Origin of the sequence: Exiguobacterium sp. SL-10, from assembly GCF_004337025.1 — a bacterium.
Classification (GTDB): Bacteria; Bacillota; Bacilli; order Exiguobacteriales; family Exiguobacteriaceae; genus Exiguobacterium.
The window spans coordinates 546,439-568,527 of record NZ_SJUP01000001.1; the positions used below are offsets into that span (position 1 = coordinate 546,439).

At 52.8% G+C, this 22,089-nt stretch carries 19 protein-coding genes; 13 read left to right on the forward strand and 6 right to left on the reverse strand.

The window, feature by feature from the left end:
• The first annotated feature begins 12 nt into the window (after positions 1-12).
• Positions 13-1,413: a class II fumarate hydratase gene (fumC, locus tag EVJ33_RS02785; RefSeq protein ID WP_131434217.1), complete on the forward strand. Its 1,401-nt coding sequence runs from the start codon at positions 13-15 to the stop codon at positions 1,411-1,413.
• A 168-nt stretch (positions 1,414-1,581) separates the two neighbouring features.
• Positions 1,582-3,072, forward strand: a complete 1,491-nt coding sequence (locus EVJ33_RS02790) for a GGDEF domain-containing protein (protein WP_131434219.1) — start codon at positions 1,582-1,584, stop codon at positions 3,070-3,072.
• 13 nt (positions 3,073-3,085) lie between these two features.
• Here EVJ33_RS02790 and EVJ33_RS02795 read toward each other — a convergent pair whose 3' ends face one another.
• Positions 3,086-3,568, reverse strand: a complete 483-nt coding sequence (locus EVJ33_RS02795; RefSeq protein WP_131434221.1) for a dihydrofolate reductase — start codon at positions 3,566-3,568, stop codon at positions 3,086-3,088.
• A complete protein-coding gene (locus EVJ33_RS02800; RefSeq protein ID WP_131434223.1) occupies positions 3,565-4,359 on the reverse strand; it encodes a thymidylate synthase in 795 nt (264 codons plus the stop codon). The genes EVJ33_RS02795 and EVJ33_RS02800 overlap by 4 nt, the downstream gene beginning before the upstream one ends.
• A 305-nt stretch (positions 4,360-4,664) precedes the next feature.
• On the opposite strand from EVJ33_RS02800, the gene EVJ33_RS02805 reads away from it, so the two are divergent.
• From EVJ33_RS02805 to EVJ33_RS02825, 5 genes are all read left to right on the forward strand, one after another.
• Positions 4,665-4,946 (forward strand): hypothetical protein, encoded by a 282-nt coding sequence (locus tag EVJ33_RS02805; protein WP_131434225.1) that lies wholly within the window; start codon positions 4,665-4,667, stop codon positions 4,944-4,946.
• Between the two features lie 105 nt (positions 4,947-5,051).
• Positions 5,052-5,972 carry an NAD(P)-dependent alcohol dehydrogenase gene (locus tag EVJ33_RS02810; protein ID WP_131434227.1) on the forward strand — a complete coding sequence of 307 codons (921 nt, stop codon included), beginning with the start codon at positions 5,052-5,054 and terminating at the stop codon, positions 5,970-5,972.
• Positions 5,973-6,080: 108 nt separating this feature from the next.
• Positions 6,081-6,605 carry a type 1 glutamine amidotransferase domain-containing protein gene (locus tag EVJ33_RS02815; RefSeq protein ID WP_114165640.1) on the forward strand — a complete coding sequence of 175 codons (525 nt, stop codon included), beginning with the start codon at positions 6,081-6,083 and terminating at the stop codon, positions 6,603-6,605.
• 26 nt (positions 6,606-6,631) lie between these two features.
• The gene (locus EVJ33_RS02820) at positions 6,632-7,366 is read left to right on the forward strand and encodes a Bax inhibitor-1/YccA family protein (protein ID WP_131434228.1); all 735 of its coding nucleotides are present in this window, start codon (positions 6,632-6,634) and stop codon (positions 7,364-7,366) included.
• Between the two features lie 76 nt (positions 7,367-7,442).
• Entirely contained in the window at positions 7,443-8,552 is a 1,110-nt protein-coding gene (locus tag EVJ33_RS02825; protein ID WP_131434229.1) for an NAD(P)/FAD-dependent oxidoreductase, read from the forward strand.
• 42 nt (positions 8,553-8,594) lie between these two features.
• On the opposite strand, the gene EVJ33_RS02830 is transcribed toward EVJ33_RS02825, so the two are convergent.
• Positions 8,595-9,158 (reverse strand): TetR/AcrR family transcriptional regulator, encoded by a 564-nt coding sequence (locus EVJ33_RS02830; RefSeq protein ID WP_131434231.1) that lies wholly within the window; start codon positions 9,156-9,158, stop codon positions 8,595-8,597.
• Between the two features lie 121 nt (positions 9,159-9,279).
• Here EVJ33_RS02830 and EVJ33_RS02835 point away from each other — a divergent pair, with 121 nt between their 5' ends.
• The 6 genes from EVJ33_RS02835 (at position 9,280) to EVJ33_RS02860 (ending at position 18,961) form a co-directional block, all read left to right on the forward strand.
• On the forward strand, positions 9,280-10,152 hold the full coding sequence (locus EVJ33_RS02835; protein WP_131434233.1) for an ABC transporter ATP-binding protein: 873 nt from the start codon (positions 9,280-9,282) through the stop codon (positions 10,150-10,152).
• Positions 10,153-10,950, forward strand: a complete 798-nt coding sequence (locus tag EVJ33_RS02840; protein WP_131434235.1) for an ABC transporter permease subunit — start codon at positions 10,153-10,155, stop codon at positions 10,948-10,950.
• A 66-nt stretch (positions 10,951-11,016) separates the two neighbouring features.
• Positions 11,017-11,829, forward strand: a complete 813-nt coding sequence (locus EVJ33_RS02845) for an aldo/keto reductase (RefSeq protein ID WP_131434237.1) — start codon at positions 11,017-11,019, stop codon at positions 11,827-11,829.
• A gap of 217 nt (positions 11,830-12,046) precedes the next feature.
• Complete coding sequence (locus EVJ33_RS02850) at positions 12,047-12,796, forward strand: TspO/MBR family protein (RefSeq protein WP_131434239.1); 750 nt, start codon at positions 12,047-12,049, stop codon at positions 12,794-12,796.
• Between the two features lie 277 nt (positions 12,797-13,073).
• The gene (gene gltB, locus EVJ33_RS02855) at positions 13,074-17,513 is read left to right on the forward strand and encodes a glutamate synthase large subunit (RefSeq protein ID WP_131434241.1); all 4,440 of its coding nucleotides are present in this window, start codon (positions 13,074-13,076) and stop codon (positions 17,511-17,513) included.
• Positions 17,510-18,961: a glutamate synthase subunit beta gene (locus tag EVJ33_RS02860; protein ID WP_131434243.1), complete on the forward strand. Its 1,452-nt coding sequence runs from the start codon at positions 17,510-17,512 to the stop codon at positions 18,959-18,961. Before gltB ends, EVJ33_RS02860 begins: the two co-directional genes overlap by 4 nt.
• 150 nt (positions 18,962-19,111) lie before the next feature.
• Here the strand turns inward: EVJ33_RS02860 and EVJ33_RS02865 are convergent, their stop codons facing one another.
• The 3 genes from EVJ33_RS02865 to EVJ33_RS02875 all read right to left on the reverse strand — a co-directional run bounded on the left by EVJ33_RS02865 (position 19,112) and on the right by EVJ33_RS02875 (position 21,817).
• Positions 19,112-20,431, reverse strand: a complete 1,320-nt coding sequence (locus EVJ33_RS02865) for a Na+/H+ antiporter family protein (protein ID WP_131434245.1) — start codon at positions 20,429-20,431, stop codon at positions 19,112-19,114.
• A 146-nt stretch (positions 20,432-20,577) separates the two neighbouring features.
• On the reverse strand, positions 20,578-21,291 hold the full coding sequence (locus EVJ33_RS02870; RefSeq protein ID WP_021067327.1) for a YebC/PmpR family DNA-binding transcriptional regulator: 714 nt from the start codon (positions 21,289-21,291) through the stop codon (positions 20,578-20,580).
• 79 nt (positions 21,292-21,370) lie between these two features.
• Positions 21,371-21,817: a MarR family winged helix-turn-helix transcriptional regulator gene (locus EVJ33_RS02875; protein ID WP_034777458.1), complete on the reverse strand. Its 447-nt coding sequence runs from the start codon at positions 21,815-21,817 to the stop codon at positions 21,371-21,373.
• Positions 21,818-22,089: the final 272 nt, after the last annotated feature.

Consider the following 22,089-nt stretch of genomic DNA (forward strand, 5'->3'; position numbering starts at 1 on the left):
GGGGGAATTTTCATGGAATATCGGATCGAACGGGACACGATGGGGGAAATCAATGTTCCGGCTTCAGCCAAATGGGGAGCCCAAACACAGCGCAGTCTAGAGAACTTTAAAATCGGGACGGAAAAAATGCCGCTCGAGGTCGTACACGCCTTCGCGATTTTGAAAAAAGGTGCCGCACTTGCCAATGCCGAGCTCGGTGTATTGGAGCAAGCGAAAGCTGACGTCATCGCCGAAGTCGCCGATGAGATTGTCGCTGGACAACATGACGCCGAGTTCCCACTCGTCGTCTGGCAGACAGGTTCAGGGACACAATCGAACATGAACGTCAACGAAGTCATTGCCCACTTGGCGAACGATAAGTTGAAAGAGCGTGGTCAGACGCTCACAATCCATCCGAACGACGACGTCAACAAGTCGCAAAGCTCGAACGACACGTATCCGACGGCGATGCATATCGCAGCCATCCTTGCGGTCGAGGACCATGTGTTGCCGTCGATTGAGGCGCTCCACACGACGCTTGCGAAGAAAGCCGAGTCATTCATGGACATCGTCAAAATTGGTCGGACGCACTTGCAGGACGCGACGCCGGTTACACTTGGCCAAGAAATCAGCGGTTGGGTCCGCATGCTCGAGCTGTCGAAGCAGATGATTGAGCGCACGCTCGAACCGTTGACAGAGCTCGCCCTCGGCGGGACAGCGGTCGGGACGGGCATCAACGCTCATCCCCAGTTTGGCGAAGTCGTCGCTGAAAAGATTTCGCAAGAGACAGGCAAACGCTTCGTTACAGCCGTCAACAAGTTCCATGCGCTCACGAGCCACGATCAGCTCGTGTTTACACACGGTGCCCTGAAGGCACTCGCCATGGATGCGATGAAGATTGCCAACGATGTCCGTTGGCTCGCTTCTGGCCCGCGTGCCGGTATCGGCGAGATTTTGATTCCGGAAAACGAACCGGGTAGCTCGATCATGCCAGGAAAAGTGAACCCGACGCAAAGCGAGGCATTGACGATGGTCGCGGCGCAAGTGCTCGGCAATGACGCAACCATCGGATTCGGGGCGAGCCAAGGCAACTTCGAGCTGAACGTCTTTAAACCGGTCATCATGTACAACTTCTTGCAGACGTGCCGCCTGTTGACGGACAGCCTGCATTCATTTGACGTACATTGTGCCGTCGGCATCGAACCCGACTTGAACGTCATCGCGCACAACGTGGATCGTTCGCTCATGCTCGTGACAGCGCTCAACCCGCATATCGGTTACGAGAATGCGGCTAAGATTGCGAAACTGGCGCATAAGACCGGGACGTCGTTGAAGGAAGCGGCTCTAGAGACGGGCTTATTGACAGAGGATCAGTTTGAAGAGTGGATTCGTCCAGAAGAGATGACATCTCCTAACCTAAAAGTTGGAAAATAAGGAAAGAGCGGTTTTAGACCGCTCTTTTTCATCGTTTAATGAGTCGTAAGGACTATCTTTCTGTCAAACAATAGGTAAAAAATGAGGAAATAGTTGTATTTTCGTGGATAAAGTCGCATAATCATAGACATAGTATATATCGGGGAGAACGAAACTGGGGGGTCAGGAATGAAGCAGCAGCAACTCACAGATCGTATACATAGCATCTTGGCGCAAATCACGAGCGCGAGACAAATTCAGACAACAGAAATCGAGTTTTTATTAGATTGGATGAAGCAAGAAGTAAGACGTCGTCGATTGATGCACTTGCTTGAGATTTTCAGTCGTGCCGAGTCTGATGTCCGTGAATTGCCACCGGTCTTGACACAAGCGGAGGCTATGGCTTTGATTGCCCCAGTAAAACGTTATATCCATACCGTGTTAGGCATCGAGCAAGAAGACGAAGATCTCGTGCTCGTTTTATCGAACAGTTTTTCGACATTTAGTCGCTATAAACCGCGAGTCGAGAAACTTGGAGCACGTCCGGTCTTTTTGCAGACATTAGAAGAGGCCGTTGAATATGATTATGAAGACGTCCCAAAAGCCATTATCATGGACGTCGAATTGTGGGCCCGTTTTCCGGAGCGGGTGATTCAATCGTTCGTCAGTAAGATGAAGAAGCTGTACGTTCCACTCATCGTGATTGGCACGAATGAACATTATCGTTTGGCTGCCTACTCCTACGGTTTTGATGATTATTGGGAAGAGTGGGTCCCGATGGAAGAGCGGGTCATTCGACTCGGACACCATATCGAGAAGGCTCGTCTCGTCTCGAATGCGCTCCTCGTCGATGAATTGACAGGTGCCTTCAACCGAAAATATTTAAAAGCGACGTTTAGCCGCTTTATGTCACGACTTGAGCGTTCCGGTGAGAGTTTCACGCTCGCCCTGCTTGACATCGACCACTTTAAACAACTGAACGATACGTTCGGTCATGCGTACGGGGACGAAGTCTTGCATCGCGTTGCCGAGGAGATTCGTCTTGCCATCCGCTCGAGTGACGAGTTGATCCGTTACGGTGGGGAAGAGTTTCTCATCATCCTGAACGTATCTGAACGTCACGTTGTCGATGCAGTGCTCGAACGGGTCCGCCGACGGATTGAGGAGATGACGTTTACATATGAACACCACGTCACAGTGTCGATCGGCTATACCCGTGTTTGTCAGACCGGAATGACTCTCGGGGAATGGTGTGCTTATGCTGATGAGGCGCTTTACAAAGCGAAGCGTGATGGGCGCAATCGAATCATCCGCTATTCATCAGCTGTCCGTGAGGAGAAGCGTCTTGCGTACGTGACGATGAGTCCTGAGAAGTATGCCATGCTCGCCGAACAGCTGCCCAAACAGCATCGCCGCTATGAGGTCATCTATCGTCCATACGACCGTTACGCCTGTAACGACCATATGGAGATGTTTATTTTAGACGAATCGACTACGATGGAGACGAGAGGGACGCTCTCGGCTGTCAAAGAACAGCGTGGTAAATACAGTCATGTGTTGGCGTTGTCAAAACGAACGGCATTTGAACTCGGGACGCTGTACGACGACTTGGCCGAGCAGGACCATCATGACGCCATCGCTGAAAAAATCGAGCAATGGCTCGAGAAATTGCCAGATTAAAAGGGACGTCGACTCAGTCGATGTCCCTTTTGTCGTATTGTCGGAAAGTGAAGCTGTAAGCATGTCGTTCGTCGACCGGATGGAATTGTTCGTTCGTCACGATGAGCCCGTCCGGCAAGGGCGAATAAAACGTATCGGCCTCAAACGCGCCATCGACTTCAGTGACGTAAAACCGGTCCGTCATCGGAAGCGTCTGTTCATAGAGTGTCGCCCCGCCAATGATATAGAAATCTGTCGTCTTTTCTGTTTTCAATGACTCGAGGTCATGCCACACGTCGACCCCTTCAGCCGAGAAGGTGCGGTCCGACGTGACGACGATATTGCGACGATTCGGCAGCGGGCGACCAATCGATTCAAACGTCTTTCGTCCCATGACGACCGTTTGACCCGTCGTAATCACTTTGAACTGTTTCAAGTCATCGGGCAGACGCCACAACAAGGCGTTATCTTTTCCAATCTCACGATTCGTTCCGATGGCGACGACGTGGATAATCATACGCTCACTTCTCCTTTAATGTGCGGATGCGGGTCATAGCCGACGATTTCGAAGTCTTCGAAGCGGAAGTCCTCGATGGAGGCCACGTCGCGCAAAATGTTCAATGTCGGGAGCGGGCGTATGTCACGCGTCAATTGAAGGTTCACTTGTTCGAGGTGGTTATGATAAATGTGGGCGTCGCCGAGTGTATGAACGAAGTCTCCGACTTCAAGACCGGTCACATGGGCGACCATATGCGTGAGCAAGGCGTAAGATGCGATATTGAATGGGACACCGAGGAACGTGTCGGCGCTCCGTTGATAGAGTTGGCACGATAGTTTGCCGTCCGCGACGTAAAATTGGAACAACAGGTGACAAGGCGGCAGCGCCATGTCCTCGAGTTGGCCCGGGTTCCATGCCGAGACGATGAGGCGACGCGAATCAGGGTTCGTCTTAATTTGCTCGATCACTTGAGCAAGCTGGTCGACAGTCGTGCCGTCTGGTTTCGGGAACGAGCGCCACTGCGCCCCATAGACCGGTCCGAGATTGCCATCCTCGTCGGCCCATTCGTTCCAAATGCGGACTCCGTTGTCTTGGAGGTACTTGACGTTCGTATCGCCAGTGATGAACCAGAGCAATTCATGGATGATGGAGCGGGTATGTAGTTTTTTCGTCGTAATCAGGGGGAAGCCTTCCTGAAGATTGAAACGCATCTGGTAGCCGAACACGCTCGTCGTCCCGGTCCCGGTCCGGTCCTCTTTGACGACACCGTGCTCAAGGATATGGGCACATAAATCGTGATATTGTTTCATTGGGAAATCCCCTTTCTCGTTTAAAAAATTAACAAAAAGTCGCACTTATTATAACACAATATATTGACGACATAACGCTTCGATTTCTATATACAGATTTTGTAACCGGTATAAGCGCGATTTTGCACACAAAACAACGTCATTGTAGGAAGTGACTAGTCTGTATAGAAAACTATGGGTCAAGTTCATGATAATCGAACTAATTGAAATCTTTTCCATAAATAATGTGGGATAGCTTATAATGTAGAAGAGAAAAGATTCTACCTTGTCATACATATCGTAATACGTTCAAAAGGAGGAGTATCGTGAGAAAGCACGCACTCATATTTTCACTATCCCTATGCTTATTCATGCTTGGCTTAATCGGAAATCTCGTTTTTGAAGCAATGGATTTTTTCCCAAATCCGACCGTTCATGTGATCAGTGTCCCTATCGCATCGAATGCGGGGTATTTTATACCGGGATTGCTTGTGCTTGCTATCATTCTTCTTGGGTTATGCCTACTTCCTTTCGCGTTGAATCGAAACAAAGTAAAGACCACTGCCATTTTTCTTTTGGCGGTCATTCTCATTCCTCAGCTTATTTAATGAAAAGATACATTCCTTGAACCAGATGACTTTTCCATCTGGTTTTATTTTTTTGAAAGGGTGAATTCATTAATAACAACTTCATATCCTAAGAGGAGGAATAAGATGAGAGCAGTGATTTGTACCGCATATGGGCCACCGGATGTGTTACAGCTTCAAGAGATTGACAACCCTGTACCGAAAGCGTTTGATCTGTTGATTAAAGTCCACACCTCTGCGGTCCATTCAGGTGACCGTCGATTACGGGCACTTGATGTACCGGCCCTAGGCAAGCTACCGATGCGAATCGTTGTAGGTTTCAAGGCACCTCGCCAGCCGATTCTTGGTGTCGTCTTGGCGGGGGAGGTCGTCGAGACGGGTAGTCACGTTGAAGACTTCAAGGTCGGTGATCGCGTCTATGCGCTGACTGGGATGCGGTTCGGCGGGTATGCCGAATATGCGTGTGTCAAAGCGAGTAAATGTGTCGAACACATGCCTCAAAACGCTAGCTATATCGAAGCAGCTAGCCTACCGTTCGGCGGGACGACCGCCCTTCATTTTTTGCGTAAAGTGAACATCGAACAAGCGAAGACCGTATTGATTTATGGGGCTTCCGGGGCAGTCGGTTCGATGGCCGTTCAAATCGCCAACTATTATGGGGCTCACGTGACGGCAGTCTGTCGAGAGCGGAACTTCGAACTTGTGAGAAGCTTAGGCGCGGACGTTGTAGTCGACTACGCGAAAGCAGGATTTGACGAAAAACTGACCACATACGACGCCGTGTTCGATGCGGCCGGAAACATCGATAAGCGGATGGCCCGGAAGCATGTGACCGCTCACGGGAAATTCAGTTCCGTCGCCGGACAAGGACCTGCGAGTGAACGGAAAGAGGATTTGACTTTCCTGAACGATCTGTTTGAAGCCGGCCGAGTAAAGGCCGTCATCGATTCGGTTTATCCGCTCGAGGAGATCGTCGCGGCGCACCGCCACGTGGACACAGGACGAAAAGTGGGAAATGTCATCGTGACAGTGACAGGAACGGACTAATCAAACAAATCGCTCAAGTTGAGAGGCGTGCGTTTCGTCAATCGTCCCTGTTTTCGCCACGTCGCTTATAGGGTATACTTGTGAAAGACAAATAAAGGGAGGGATTCGATGCAATTACAAGGTAAAAATATTTTGCAAATCGTCAGCGACGACTTCGAAGACTTAGAACTATGGTATCCGGTCCATCGATTACGTGAGGAAGGTGCAAACGTCATCCTGGCCGGTGAGAAGGCAGATCATGCTTACATCGGTAAATACGGTGTTCCGGCCAAGTCAGACATCGCGTTTGATGACGTCGACATCTCATCATACGACGCTCTGCTCGTCCCGGGTGGCTGGTCACCTGACTTGTTGCGCCGCTTTGATTCGGTGAAAGGGTTCGTCCGTTATATGCATGACGAGAAACGGCCGATCGGTCAAATCTGTCACGCCGGCTGGGTATTGATTTCAGCCAATATTCTCGATGGCGTCAATGTCACGAGTACTCCTGGCATTAAAGATGATATGGAAAACGCAGGTGCGATTTGGCATGATGAGCCGGTCGTCGTCGACGGCCATATCGTCTCAAGCCGCCGTCCGCCTGACCTGCCTGACTACATGCGAGAATTCATCAAAGTCATGGCTAAAAACTAAAAACAAAATAAAGGAGCTAGTCCCAGTTGAACTTAAAATCTAACCCAGTTCTCCGTAAATCAATGGAGTCAACATCTTATAGCGCCACGCCGATGACGAAAGCCGGTACGTGGTCGAAAGTGTTCACGTTACTCTTGCTCGTCACGGCAGCCGCCGGGACGACGTGGATGCTCGTGCCGACAATCGGGGAAGCGTTATTGTTCCCGCTCATGATCGGCTCGCTCATCCTCGGCTTGGTCTTAGCGCTCGTCATCACGTTCAAACCGAGAACGGCACCGGTCGTCGCGCCATTGTATGGCATCGTCGAAGGGGTGTTCGTCGGGTTGATCTCGTACTTCTTCGAAGCGATGCTTCCAGGCATCGTCGGCCGTGCCGTCTTGACGACGTTCATCGTCGCGTTCGCAATGTGGTTCGTCTACTCGACGGGTCTCGTCAAAGTGACGCAAAAGTTCCGCGCCGGTGTCACGGCCGCGATCTTTACGGTCATGTTGCTTTATCTCGTTCAAATCGGGATGAGTTTCTTTGGTTCAGGACTCCCGTTCATGACGGGCTCGTCACCGCTTGCCATCGGCGTGCAATTTGTGATTGTCATCATCGCCTCACTCGCGCTCGTGCTTGATTTCGACTATATCGCTCGTCAAGTCGAGAGCCGGGCTCCGAAAGAGCTCGAATGGGTCGCGGCGTTCGGGTTGATTGTAACGCTCATCTGGCTCTACATTGAAATTCTTGATTTACTGTACCGCCTCGCCATGCGCGACTGATCATCGGCCTTCGGGCCGGTGATTTTTTATAGAAAGGATGTGAAGCCATCATCGAACCGATGAGGGCGCGAATGTTATGAAAAAAGTGATTGTGATTGGATCAGGAATCGTTGGCATCTCGACCGCGTACCATCTGGCCGGACAAGCCGACGTCACCGTCATCGACCGGAAAGAAAAGGGTCGAGCGACCGACGCGGCGGCGGGCATCGTCTGCCCATGGATCGCCCAGCGTCGGAACAAGGCGTGGTACGCGCTCGCCAAAGGTGGCGCTCATTACTATGCGACCGTCGTCGACGATTTGAAGCGAGAAGGGGAGACGGAGACCGGCTATAAACGTGTCGGGACGCTCGCCTTGCACGAAGATAAAAAGTTGAACGAGATGCAAGAACGGACGGCGCTGCGCCGGGAAGAAGCCCCGGAAATCGGCGACTTGAGTCGACTGACGGCGGAAGAAGCGATGTCGCTGTTCCCGCCGCTCTCGGACGAATATGACGCCCTCCTCGTCGCAGGCGGAGCCCGCGTCGATGGGGAGAAGTTAAGAGCGGCGCTCGAGCGGGTCGCCGTGAAACGTGGCGTGACCTTGATCGACGGTTCGGCCGTCCTCGTTGAAGAAAACGGTTATCATGTCGAATGCGACGGGGTCCGCTACGAAGCGGATGAAATCGTCCTCGCCTGCGGGGCGTGGTTGCCCGAGTTGATGGAACCGATCGGGTACACGGCCCGTGTCGCTGGGGAGAAGGCACAAATCGTGCACGTGCAGCTCCCGGAAACGGACGCGTCCGACTGGCCGGTCGTCATGCCGCCACGTCGTCGCTATTTGCTCGGGTTCGAAGACGGCCGAGTCGTCATCGGCTCGACGCATGAGCGGGACAAAGCGTTCGACGCACGCCCAACGGCGATCGGGATTCATGAAGTGCTCTCAAAAGGGCTAGAATCGGCCCCGGGACTCGCTGAGGCCGAACTGATTGAGACGCGTGTCGGCTTCCGCCCGGTCACGCCGAACTCGATTCCAATTCTAGGTCGCGTACCGGGAGCGGAGCAGTTGCTCGTCGCGAACGGTCTCGGTTCGTCCGGTTTGACGGTCGGCCCGTTCATCGGGAAAGTGCTCGCCGATCTCGTTCTGACAGGGGACTGCGAGCTCGATATGTCGCTTTATCCGATTGAAGATTTCATCTATCTGACATGAAAAAACAAGCGACCATCCTCTTCGGTGGTCGCTTGTTTGTCGTCAACGGCTCATGATGCCGTTCAAGAAGAAATGAAAATAGTCTTGCATCAACGAGCTCATGTCACCTGACGGGAATGACGGATCGGACAAAATCGCCTGCTGTACGAGTTGGACATAGCGAAGATACGAATCGGTCGATAAGTCCGGGTCAATGGCCCCGCTCGTCTTCCCATACTCAATCAGTTGCCGGAACGCGGCGTAGCCTCGTCCTGCCAACTGTTGCCATGATGGGTCCGCTTGAATCATCGAAGTGATCGTCTCATCGAACAGCGCTGCCGTCTCGATTTTACGAGACAAAATCTCGATCAGCAATTGATCGAACGGGACATGGTCAGCGATTTGTGACTCAATCCATCCCATCTGTTCTTCCGTCATCTCGGTCAAGACGACGATGATCACTTGTTCTTTGGAGCCAAAATAATTATAAATCGATACCGGTGAGACCGAGGCGGCGCGTGCCAGCTCACTCACCGTGAAACGGGACTGTTTCGTGGCCATCAGTCGAACGGCCGCGTCTAAGATTGCTCGTCGTTTCGTTTCAGTTCGTTTTGTGAATCCATCCATGATGACCCTCGCTTCTCTGATGTTTTGTAATCAATATACCATTTCCATTTCAAAAAATAACGTGATATACTAGTTTTGTAATCATATATATAATAAATTTCAAAACTAAGGAGTGAGAGCGATGATTCAAATTAAAGGACTGACGAAGCGTTTCGATGCGTCACACGGTATCTTCGATGTGTCGTTCACCGTCGAGCCGGGGACCGTGTTCGGATTTATCGGACCGAACGGGGCGGGGAAATCGACGACGATTCGTCATCTGATGGGGTTGCTCCATGCCGACGCTGGCACAGCCACCGTCATGGGACACGACTGTTGGAACGAGAGTGAGACGGTGAAAGCGCTCGTCGGTTATTTACCAGGTGAGATTAATTATCCGCAAGACATGACCGGAGAAGACGTCATTCGCCTCACCCGGAAATTGCACGTGACGAGCGCGGAGCGCGAACGGACGTTGCGTGACGTGTTCGCCTTCGACACATCGCTCAAAGTGCGCAAGATGTCGAAAGGAATGAAACAAAAACTTGCCATCGTCACGTGTTTCATGAAAGATGTGCCGGTTTATATTCTTGATGAACCGACGAGCGGACTCGACCCGCTCATGCAGGAACGGCTCGTCGATTGGGTCATCGCTGAGAAAACAGCGGGCAAGGCGGTCTTGATGAGTTCCCACCACTTCCCGGAGATGGAGAAGACGTGTGACCGGGCCGCACTCATCCGTGATGGTCGGATGATTATCGAAGCGGAGATGTCAGAGTTAAAACGGCATAGTCAGAAGACGTATCGGATCGAATTGAAGGACGAGGCGGCAGCAATGCGGTTGAGCGAAGAAATCGGTTCGCGTGACGGTGTGGTCGTCACCGTCACTTTGTCGACGGTCGAAGAGTTGAACGACTTGATTCATCGACTCGCCCGTCACGAAGTCCAATCGTTGTCGAGCGGCACGGACGAACTCGAGCATCTGTTCATGCAATATTATGGGGAGGCGAAATAAATGGTTCTCATCTCGGCACTGTTTAAACAAAATCGTAGCTGGATTCTTGGGTACTCGCTCGGGACGAGCCTCTACTTGTTCTTTTTGGCGGCGGTGTTCCCGTCCATCCAAGAGACGGGGCTGATTGAAGGAAAGTTGGATTCGTTGCCACCCGAGTTGCTAGAAGTGTTTAAAATCGACCCGAACTTGGCGATGGACAACGTCATCAATCTGCTCGCGGGCAATTACTATGGGCTCATCTTTTACGTATTGGCCATCCTGTTCACGCTCACGTTCGCCTCACGACTCATGGCTAAACCGGTCGATTCGGGTGAGGTCATGCTTTATTTGGCCGCACCGATTTCACGTGGCGGTTACGTGACGGCTAGTATGGTGTTGCTTGTGATCGCGAGTGGTATGCTCGTCGGATTGAACGGGCTCAGTCTCATGCTCGCCAACATCCTATTTGATTTACAGATCGACATCGGCTTACTGTGGACGCTTCAGTTGAACGCAGGACTGATTCTAGTCGTCCTCGGGGCGCTCGCCTATGTGCTCGCAAGCCTGTTCGACGACAGCACACGGTCCTATATGGTCACGGGTGGGATTTTCGCGCTCTTCTTGATGGCGAACGTCTTCTCAGGATTTAGTGACCAGCTCGATTGGCTAAATACGCTATCCATCTTCTCGCTGTTTGACGCCAATGCTCAAATCCAAGGAGAGTCAGCGTTTCGTTCTTTCATCTGGTTGGGGGGACTTCTCATCGTCGCCATGCTGTTGTCTTATGGACGTTTCACTCGAAAAGATTTGACGATTTAGTTTTTCGAAATAGGAAGACGGGTATGATACAATCAGCTCGAACAGTTTGGAAAGGGGAATGATTGTATGCAACTCGCAACGTTACGCAACGGAGTCAAAATTCCGATGATCGGATTTGGGGTATGGCAAGTTGACAATGAGACCGAGGCTCCAAAAGCTGTCGCCGAGGCACTCAAAGTCGGATATCGCCATATCGATACGGCAGCCGTCTATAAGAACGAAGAAGGTGTCGCCAAAGGGATTCAGGAATCAGGCGTCGCTCGCGGCGACATCTTTTTGACATCGAAGATTTGGAATGAGGACATCCGTCAACGCAGGACGAAAGAGGCATTTGACGAATCACTCGCGCGTCTCGAGACAGACTATTTGGACCTCTGCCTCCTCCACTGGCCAGTCGACGGGTTCGTCGAGGCATGGAAAGATTTGATCGACCTTTACGAAGCGGGGAAAATCAAAGTCATCGGTGTCTCGAACTTTAAAGAACACCATCTCGAAACGTTGAAAGATGCGGGTCTCATGACGCCGTTCATCAACCAAATCGAGTTGCACCCACAACTCCCGCAACCGGATCTTGTCGAATACTGCCAAGACGAGGGCATTCAAGTCGAGGCATGGAGTCCGCTCATGCAAGGCAAGTTCCTCGACATCCCGACTTTCGCTGAAATCGCGGAGAAACATGGCAAGACGCCAGCACAAGTTGTGCTTCGCTGGCATTTGGACACGGGGAACGTGGCGCTTCCGAAATCGGTCACGCCGCATCGGATTCAAGAGAACTTCGATGTGTTCGACTTTGCCCTCGATGCGGACGACTTGGCGAAAATCGACGCCGTGGCGACGCATGACCGCCTCGGTCCGGACCCGGATGAAATCGACTTCTAAACAATTGAGGCTATTGTCCATGAACTCAGGTGGGCGATCCCGAATGCGGTGACATTACCGCTTTTTCAAGACGACTCAGGCTAACGCCGGGGTCGTTTTGTTATATGTCTAGAGATTCGCCTATAAGCTAGTCCAGATGTGTATGAGCGTTGGCACATGGGTATAGAAAACTATGCTAAAAAAGGAGGTGTCAGGTCTTCTTCGGAGGATCCTACTTATGGACTTATCAAAATGGCCTTTAATCAACTGGCTGGCGTTTTTGGCGACGGTCGTCATCAACTACTTTGCGAGTGGTGAAAATGCGGCAGTGTCGGACCGAATCGACATTTACTTCAAACCGGCCGGCTACGCGTTCTCGATTTGGGGCGTGATTTATATCGCGATCGCCGTCTGGCTCGTCTTACAACTAAAAAAAGGATCGGTTGCGAACCGACAGGCGAATCGGATGAAAGCGGGTTTTCTCGTCTCGTGTATCTTGAACGGTCTCTGGTTGCTCACGTTCACGAACGAGTGGTTCATCGCCTCGCTCGTCGTCATGGTCGCATTTCTCGCGACGCTCGCCTGGCTCTATTACATCGCCTTCCGGACGTCGACAAGTTGGCTCGACCGGTTCCCGTTCTCGATTTATATCGGCTGGGTGTCCGTCGCGACGATCGTCAACGTGTTCGTCGTCATGAACCGAGAACAAGTCACCACGTTGCTCGGGCTCGACGAACTGGCTTGGACGTCGCTCATGCTCATGGTCGGGGTTGTCCTCGCACTCGTCTTCATGTGGTGGCATCGTGACTTCATCTATCCGCTCGTCTTTGTCTGGGCGTACATCGCCATCTTCGCGCGAATCGACAACGCGACGCTCTACGTCGTCCTCGTCAGTGCTCTGATTTTGCTCACCCTCGGTTATGTCGGATTAATCATTTGGAAAAAGCCGCGGGCGTTCTTGCATCACTCACGAAAAACGGTTGAATAATATCGAAAGCAGAAACGGTAGCCCTCTAGGACTACCGTTTTTTTTGATTATTTTTATGTTCGTATGAACCTATATATTAATATATTTTATGGATAAATATTCTTTATGCATTATAACATGTTTTTAAAAATAGCTTGTTAAAGCTAATGTATACGCTTACAAAAATAAACTATGCTAATTGAATTATGCATAATAGTATACAACCCTCTTGATTTATCAGAATATTTAGAACAAAATAAAATTTACGAAACAAGATCGAGAGAGAGGGGTTGATTCGATGAAGCGAACAGGCTTGTACGATTCACGATTCGAAAAAGACGCATGTGGCATTGGGCTATATGTCAACCTAAACGGAGAGAAGAAACACGACATTGTCAGTAAATCGCTCTCGATGCTCTGTAAACTTGAGCACCGGGGTGGACAAGGCGTCATCGATGCGGGAGACGGTGCGGGGATTATGACCGAGCTACCCCACGAGCTGTTCCTTGAGACGATGAACTTGCCGACGCCAGGTCGCTACGCGGTCGGGATGGTCTTTTTCCAACCTGACGAAACAAAGCTGCAAGAAAAGCAACGGCAGATGGAAGCGATTGCCGATGAGTTTGACTTTGCGACCATCGCCTGGCGTGAGGTCCCGGTCGACAGTTTGGCTATTGGGGAACACGCCCGGGTGACACAGCCGACGATTTATCAATGGTTCGTTTCTTGTCCATTCGCAGACTACGACTCGAACGAGCGGACACTTTACCAACTCAGACGTACGATCGAGAAGACCGAGGACTTGAATCTATACATGCCAAGCCTATCGACGAAGACGATCGTCTATAAAGGGATGCTGACGCCTGAACAGATCGAGCGGTTTTATCTCGACTTACAGGCGCCGGCCTATAAGAGCACGTTCGGTATCGTCCATTCTCGCTTCTCGACGAACACGTTCCCATCATGGGAGCGGGCCCATCCGAACCGCATGATTGTGCACAACGGAGAAATTAACACACTCCGCGGCAATATCGACGCGATGCGAGCGCGCGAAGGCGTGACATCGACCGATTTGTTCGAGGACGTGAATCAACTGTTCCCAGTCCTTCAAGAGACGGGCAGCGACTCATCGATGCTCGACAACGCCTTCGAATTCTTCACACGGACCGGACGTTCCATCGCTCATACGGCGATGATGCTGATTCCAGAACCGTTTGCCGAGGTATCGATGGACCCGTTCAAAAAAGACTTCTACCAATATCATTCGTCCATCATGGAACCATGGGACGGACCGACGGGCGTCGTCTTCACGGACGGACGTCAAATCGGCGCCATCTTGGATCGGAACGGACTGCGACCGATGCGTTACATCGAAACGCTTGATGGCGAGCTCATTCTTTCGTCAGAGAGCGGCGTCATTCCCGTGCAAGCCGAGAATGTGAAGTCGAAACAGCGACTTCGCCCAGGCCAGCTCCTATTGATCGACTTGGAGTCGAAACGCCTCATTCCGGATGCGGAAATCAAACAGACGATCGCGCGCGCCGAGCCGTATGGGAAATGGCTGAAACAGATGACTAAGCTTGAAGAGTCTCCTGTCGAAGAGCCGCTCGTCGCCGAACTTCATCAAAAACAGCGGGCGTTCGGTTACACGAAAGAAGATATCGAACAATATCTCGTCCCACTCATCCTTGAGAAGAAAGACCCGATTGGTTCGATGGGTCATGACCAACCGGTCGCGGTCTTGTCTGAACGGCCACGCTCATTGTTCCATTACTTCAAACAGCACTTCGCCCAAGTCACGAACCCGCCAATCGATGCATTGCGTGAGAAAATCGTCACGGCCACGTTCACGTGGCTCGGACCACTCGCGAACCCGGTCCACACCGGTCGCGGTCATGCGCGTCGCGTTTGGCTCAAACATCCGTTCCTTGATGCGGCCGCGGTCGAACAAGTGAACGAGACGCTTCGCGTCGAACGGGTCGAGACGACATACGAACACGACCTCGAGGCTGCCCTTGAGACATTGTTCGAACGTGTCGAAGGGCTCGTCCGCGATGGGGCTGAAGTCATCATCTTGTCAGACCGAAGCATGAACGAAAACCTGCTGGCGATGCCGTCGCTCCTCGTCTTGAGCGCCGTCCACCAACATTTGATTCGCGTCAACCTTCGCGCGTCGTGCAGTCTCGTCGCTGAGAGTGGCGAAGTGCGTGAAGTGCACCAAGCGGCCGCCTTGATTGGATACGGCGCTGACGCCGTCTATCCGTATCTCGCCTATGCGACGATTGCCGAGGCGGTCGAGGCCGGTCAACTGCCATACTCGTTCACAGAAGCCGTTCGCCGCTATCAGACGGCATCGGTCGATGGCATCGTCAAGATCATGTCGAAGATGGGGATCTCGACCGTACAAAGTTATCGTGGGGCCCAAATCTTTGAGGCGGTCGGCATTGACCGTGCCTTGATCGAACGCCATTTCCGCGGGACGACATCACAGTTGTCCGGTGTCGGTTTCACTGAACTCGAAGAAGAGTCGCGCCGCCAGCATGAAGCTGCCTATGAGCGGGAACGACCGCTCGAGGCCGGAGCCGATTTCCAGTGGCGAGCTGATGGGGAAGAGCATGCCTTTAACCCGAAGACGATTCATTTGCTCCAGCGGGCCTGCCGCGAGAACGAGCGCCGGTATTATGACGCTTACGTCAAACTCCACGAGTCGTCAGGCCAATTCTTACGTCAATTGTTCGCGTTCAAACAACAAGATGCGATTTCGATTGATGAAGTCGAGTCGGTCACTTCGATCGTCAGCCGCTTCAAAACGGGAGCAATGTCGTTCGGATCCTTGTCGAAAGAGGCGCACGAGACGCTCGCCATCGCCATGAACCAAATCGGCGGCAAGAGCAACTCAGGAGAAGGCGGGGAGGACCGGAATCGGTTCACCCCTGATGAGGACGGCAGTGAACGCGTCAGTCGCATCAAGCAAGTCGCAAGTGGACGTTTCGGTGTGACGGCCGAATATTTGTATCATGCTGATGAAATTCAAATCAAGATGGCGCAAGGTGCGAAGCCGGGTGAGGGTGGACAATTGCCAGGGAACAAAGTATATCCATGGGTCGCCGAAGTGCGCGGCTCAGTCCCAGGTGTCGGACTCATCTCGCCACCGCCGCACCACGACATCTATTCGATTGAAGATTTGGCGCAGCTGATCTTTGATTTGAAGCACGTCAATCCGAACGCGAAAATCAGCGTCAAACTCGTCTCGAAATCAGGCGTCGGGACGATTGCGGCCGGTGTCGCCAAAGCGAACGCCGACACGATTGTCATCAGTGGCTATGACGGAGGAACCGGGGCGTCACCTCGGACATCAATCAAACATACGGGACTCCCATGGGAGCTCGGTCTGCTCGAGACGCACCAGACGCTCGCGTTGAACGGACTCCGGGGCCGCGTCACGCTCGAGACCGACGGTAAGCTCATGACCGGGCGTGATATCGTCCTCGCCGCCATCTTCGGGGCCGAAGAATACGCGTTCGCGACGGCACCGCTCGTCGTGCTCGGTTGTATCATGATGCGGGCGTGTCACCTCGACACGTGTCCGGTCGGTGTCGCCACACAAGACCCGGCCTTGCGCGCGAAGTTCATGGGCAAACCCGAACACGTCGTCAACTTGATGACGTTCCTCGCCGAAGACGTGCGAGAGATTTTAGCCTCGCTCGGCGCGAAATCGCTCCGTGACGTCATCGGCCGGACGGACTTGTTAGAGGAAAGCGTATGGAAACAAGAACATCCGAAAGCGAGAACACTTGATTTGGCCCCGATGTTATCGATTCCGACAGCGTTGCCAGAAAAAGAAGAGCTGCCGCATCCGGCCTATCAGTCGTACGACCACCGGAAGTTGATCCCAGCTGTGTCGCGATCGATCAAGTCTCTCCAACCGACGTTCTTCGTCGGTCGCGTCCGCAACACGGATCGTGCCGTCGGGACGATGCTCGGGCATGAAGTGACGAAAGTGCATGGCAATGTCGGTCTTGCCGAGGATACGATTTCACTTCGTCTCAGCGGGTCGGCCGGTCAAAGTTTAGGGGCGTTCTTGCCGAGCGGGATCACCATCTCGGTCATCGGCGACGCGAACGATTACGTCGGAAAAGGCTTGAGCGGCGGGAAACTCGCCGTTATCGCTGAGAAACACGCCCCGTTCGAAGAGAGTGAACAAGTCATCGCCGGTAACGTCTGTCTTTACGGCGCGACTTCTGGGATGGCGTTCTTCAACGGTCATGTCGGGGAACGATTTGCCGTCCGGAACTCCGGTGCCGTTGCGGTGACTGAAGGGGTCGGCGATCACGGTTGTGAGTACATGACCGGTGGGACGGTCGTCGTGCTCGGAACGGTCGGTCGTAACTTCGGGGCCGGGATGTCGGGCGGAGTCGCCTACCTTTACGGGGACCAGGCGTACGAACAACTTGTCAACGAAGAGCTCGTCTCGATTGATCGAGAGTTGACCGATGAAGATGCCGAACAGATTTACGCGTTGCTCGAGATGCACCAGTTCCATACGGACAGTGTGAAAGCGAGAGCTGTACTTGAGGCGTTTGAGCAAGAACGAAAACGCTTCGTCAAAGTCGTACCGCGTGACTATGCAAACGTACTTGACGTCATGCGTCACATCGAGGCGACGCGTCCGGAGTTGAGTGACGCGGACCGCGCCCTCGAACTATTCCGCGTCGTGACTGAAGGAGGGGGAGCATGAGACATAAATTTATCGATATCCCACGGGAGACATTGCCAGAACGTTCCGTCCTCGAACGGATTCATGATTACAGTGAATATGCTTCACGGATGGAAGACGGACCAATCGTCAAACAAGCCGAGCGTTGCATGGATTGCGGCACCCCGTTCTGTCACGTCGGGGACATGATCGGTCAAGAGACGATCGGCTGTCCGATCCACAACTTGATTCCCGAATGGAATAAGCTCGTCTCGGATCAAGATTGGTATCGGGCCTACGAACGATTGATGGAGACGAACAACTTCCCAGAGTTTACGGGGCGTGTCTGTCCGGCCCCGTGTGAAGGGTCGTGTACGCTCGGCATCAGCGAGGATCCGGTCGCGATCAAATCGATCGAACGGACGATCATCGACCGCGCGTTCGAGGAAGGGTGGGTCAAGCCACGCCATGTCAAGAAACGGACCGGACACCGTGTCGCCATCATCGGCAGCGGGCCGGCCGGACTCGCGGCAGCCGATCAATTGAACCAGCTCGGCCATGCGGTCACAATTTATGAGAAAGCGGATGAGGCGGGCGGCCTGTTGTTCTATGGCATCCCGAACATGAAGCTTGAGAAGGATGTCGTCCGGCGTCGCGTACGGCTACTCGAGGCAGAAGGGATTCGCTTCAAGACGGGCGTCAACGTCGGGACCGATGTGACGATCGAGTCACTCCGTCACACGTACGATGCCGTCATTCTCGCGACGGGCGCACAGAAACAACGGACGCTCGGCATCGATGGGGATGATGCCACAGGCGTCGAGCCGGCGATGGATTATTTGACGGAATCGACGCGAGTGCTCGGAGGGAAATCGCTCGACGCTCGATACGACGCGAACGGGAAAGACGTCATCGTCATCGGTGGCGGGGACACGGGAGCGGACTGCGTGGCGACAGCGATTCGTCAAGGAGCCAAGTCGGTGACCCAATTCGGGAAGCATCCGGAGAAAGGTATGTTCCGGGCGCCAGAGCGGCCATGGCCACTTCAGCCGGACACGTTGTCGACCGATTACGCCTATGCGGAAGCCATCGAGCATTTCGACCACGATCCTCGCACGTATTTGATTCGGTCGAACCGGGTCATTAAAGAAGGGGACCGTGTCGTCGGGATTGAGACGGAGCGGATGGAGAAAATCGTCAAACCGGACGGACAGGCGACGTTCTTCGTCGTCGACGGTTCGGTCAAGACGTATCCAGCCGATCTTGTGCTCGTCGCCATTGGATTCGAACGACCGGAGCGAGAGCTCCGGAAAGTCGGTATCGAGGCGAACCATGACTATACGTCGAACGTCGAGGGTGTGTTTGTCGCAGGGGATGCGAGACGGGGACAAAGTTTGATTGTTTGGGCGATCCGAGAAGGCCGAGAAGTCGCGGATACCGTCGACGGATACTTGAATACTTGTCAACACCAGCTAAAAACTTCATCATGAAAAGGAGCGACGAAATCGTCGCTCCTTTTTTACATGGATATTTAGGAGGAATCAGAGATGATTATAGAAATCCTCATGTATACCGGGATTTGGTTTTTATTCGTACTCGTCTTGCTCGGCACGATTTACGCACGGCGCAATCGGAAGTGATTACAACACCATGGCGGCGATCAAGCCGAAGACGATGAGCGGGATGTTGTAGTGGAGGAACGTCGGCCACACCGTCTCACGCAAGTGGTCGTGTTGACCGTCTGCATTCAATCCGCTCGTCGGTCCGAGCGTCGAGTCACTCGCCGGGCTACCAGCGTCACCGAGTGCACCGGCCGTTCCGATAATGGCGATTGTCGCCTCGACCGAGAATCCGTATTGGATGCAAAGCGGGACGAAGATGGCCGCGATGATTGGAATCGTCGAGAAACTCGAACCGATACCTAGCGTGATCACGAGTCCGACGAGGAGCATGACGAGTGCGGCGACGAATTGTGAGTCGCCCATGATACCGCTAGCGCCACTGACGAGCGGGTCGATGGCACCGGTCGCGCGAATGACGGCGGCGAAACCGCTCGCTGCAATCATGACGAAGCCGATGAAAGCCATCATGCGCATCCCGCTCGTGAAGATGTCGTCTGCCTCTGACCAAGGGATGAGGCGAAGCAGCGTCAACAAGATGAGTCCTGTGACGGCCGATGCGATCATCGATTCGGTCTGAAGTTGAACGACGAGCACGACGAGGACGACGGCAGCTGTGAGCCAGATTTTGAGCGGGCTCAACGTCCGAATCTCGTAATCGGTTGGCCCGAGTTGAATCGTATCGTACGTCCGCGGCTTCCGGTAGTGGAAGAAGGCGGTGACGAGACCGACGAGCATCCCGAGGGCTGGGATGGCCATGATGCTGACAATATTGACATCACCGACGGCCATGCCGTTCGTTTCCACGTTTGGTAGCAAAATCTCATTCAAGTAAATGCCGCCGAATCCGACCGGAAGTAACATATACGGCGTGACGAGACCGAACGTAAGGATCGTCGCCACGAGACGACGGTCGAGCTTCAACTCGTTAAAGAGCACGAGGAGCGGCGGGATGACAATCGGGATGAACGCGATGTGAATCGGTAAAGCGTTCTGCGAACTGATGGCAAGCAATAATAAGAACGATAGCAATAACGCCTTGACGCGCGCCACGCTCTTCCCGGTGACGTCGCGACCGGACATGCCGATCAACTTCTCGGCGAGGACATCGGGTAGCCCGGTTTTTGACAAACCGACGGCGAACGCGCCGAGTAGCGCGTAACTGAGGGCGATGGTTGCCCCTCCGCCAAGTCCGTCACTAAAGGCGGTCAACGTGTCGTTGAAACCGAGTCCTCCGACGAGACCGCCGACGATTGCGGCGAGGATGAGCGACAAGACGATGTGAACCCGACTGATCGCGAGAGCGAATAATACGATAACAGCTAATAAGACAGCATTCATCATTTCCAACACCTTTCTTTCAAAACTCTTTCTCTTGTTATCACTTTAATATGATAAAGACTTTTGAAATTTAACATAGGTTTTTCGGGTTGTCAAATCGATTGTTCAAAAAAAAGCGATAACTCCGAAAAGTTATCGCTCGTTCGTCATCCTTCAACGTTATGGTATACCTGGCGTACGTCTTCGAGATCTTCGAGAACGTCGAGCAGTTTTTCAAACTGTTCTTTCGACTCGTCGTCGAGGGCAATCTCGTTTTGTGGCAGCATCGTCAACTCGGCGACTTCAAACGTCTCGATGCCTGCTGCTTTGAAGGCAGTCTGGACGGCATGGAACGCTTCTGGTTCCGCATAGACGATCACCGTCTCATCTTCTTCGATGACATCACGGACGTCGAGGTCATGCTCCATCATGAGTTCGAGTACGTCGTCAGCAGACATGCCGTTGACACCGATGACGGCCGTCGCGTCGAACATGTAAGCGACCGACCCGCTGACACCCATGTTGCCGCCGTTTTTACCGAAAGCGGCGCGGACTTCAGACGCCGTCCGGTTGACGTTGTTCGTGAGCGTGTCCACGATGAGCATCGAGCCGTTCGGTCCGAACCCTTCATAGCGGAGCTCGTCGAAGTTCTCTTCGTCGCCGCCCTTCGCTTTGTCGATGGCGCGGTCGATGATGGCGCGCGGGACGTTGTACGTCTTCGCTCGTTCGACGACGAACTTGAGCGCTTGGTTTGATTCTGGATCTGGTTCCCCTTGACGGGCGACTACGTAGATTTCACGGCCGAACTTCGCATAGATGCGACTCGTATTGGCGTCTTTTGACGCTTTTTTCTCTTTAATGTTGTTCCATTTACGACCCATTACATGTCATCTCTCTTTCCATTGTTCGATTGATTCATCCTCGATTATATAAGAAGACGTGGATGTTGACGAGCAAAAATCATCCCTCGCTCTTGTCCATCTTCTCGACGATCTCCGTCAATGTCTTCAAGCTGTCAATCAATCGATCCGTCTCTTCCTCGTCTAAAAAAGCGAGGCGGTCCTCGAACAAGCGTCGAAACGAGTCGCGACGCTCGCGAAGAACAAGCTCACCTTTGTCTGTCAACTGGTTCCAGATGACACGACGGTCGCGTTCGTCCGGCACGCGGGTGATGTACCCCTCATCGACGAGCTTCGTGATGAGCGGCGTCACGTTCGGCGGGGCGATCGAAAGCGTCTCGCTGATGTGTCCGTTCGTCACGGCGCCTTCATCTTCAATCAACATGAGCAGATGAAAGTGGGAAAAGTTCAAGTTTGGGATTTGCGGGAGGTCGGAACGGCGTAACAACTTCCTGCGGATTAATGGGATCAGTTTTACGAACTGATCGGCTGCGTCTTGTCTCGGCATAGTCAGTCACTTCCTAATTAGGTTCTTTCCTCATTATACACGACCGAGGGCCGGGTGGACGACCAATCCATTTCGAGTGACAAATTGCACAAGAGAAACGACATTGGCTCGTCATATATAATGTAAGCGTTTACATAGAGAGGGCGACATATTTTCATGAAAACGCATACGATTTTACTGAGCGTCTAATCAAAAAGCAAGACCTATCCTCATTCTTCAAAAAAATATTGTGAAAGAGTTCACATTGTTGTCACGCACAAATGACCGAAAAC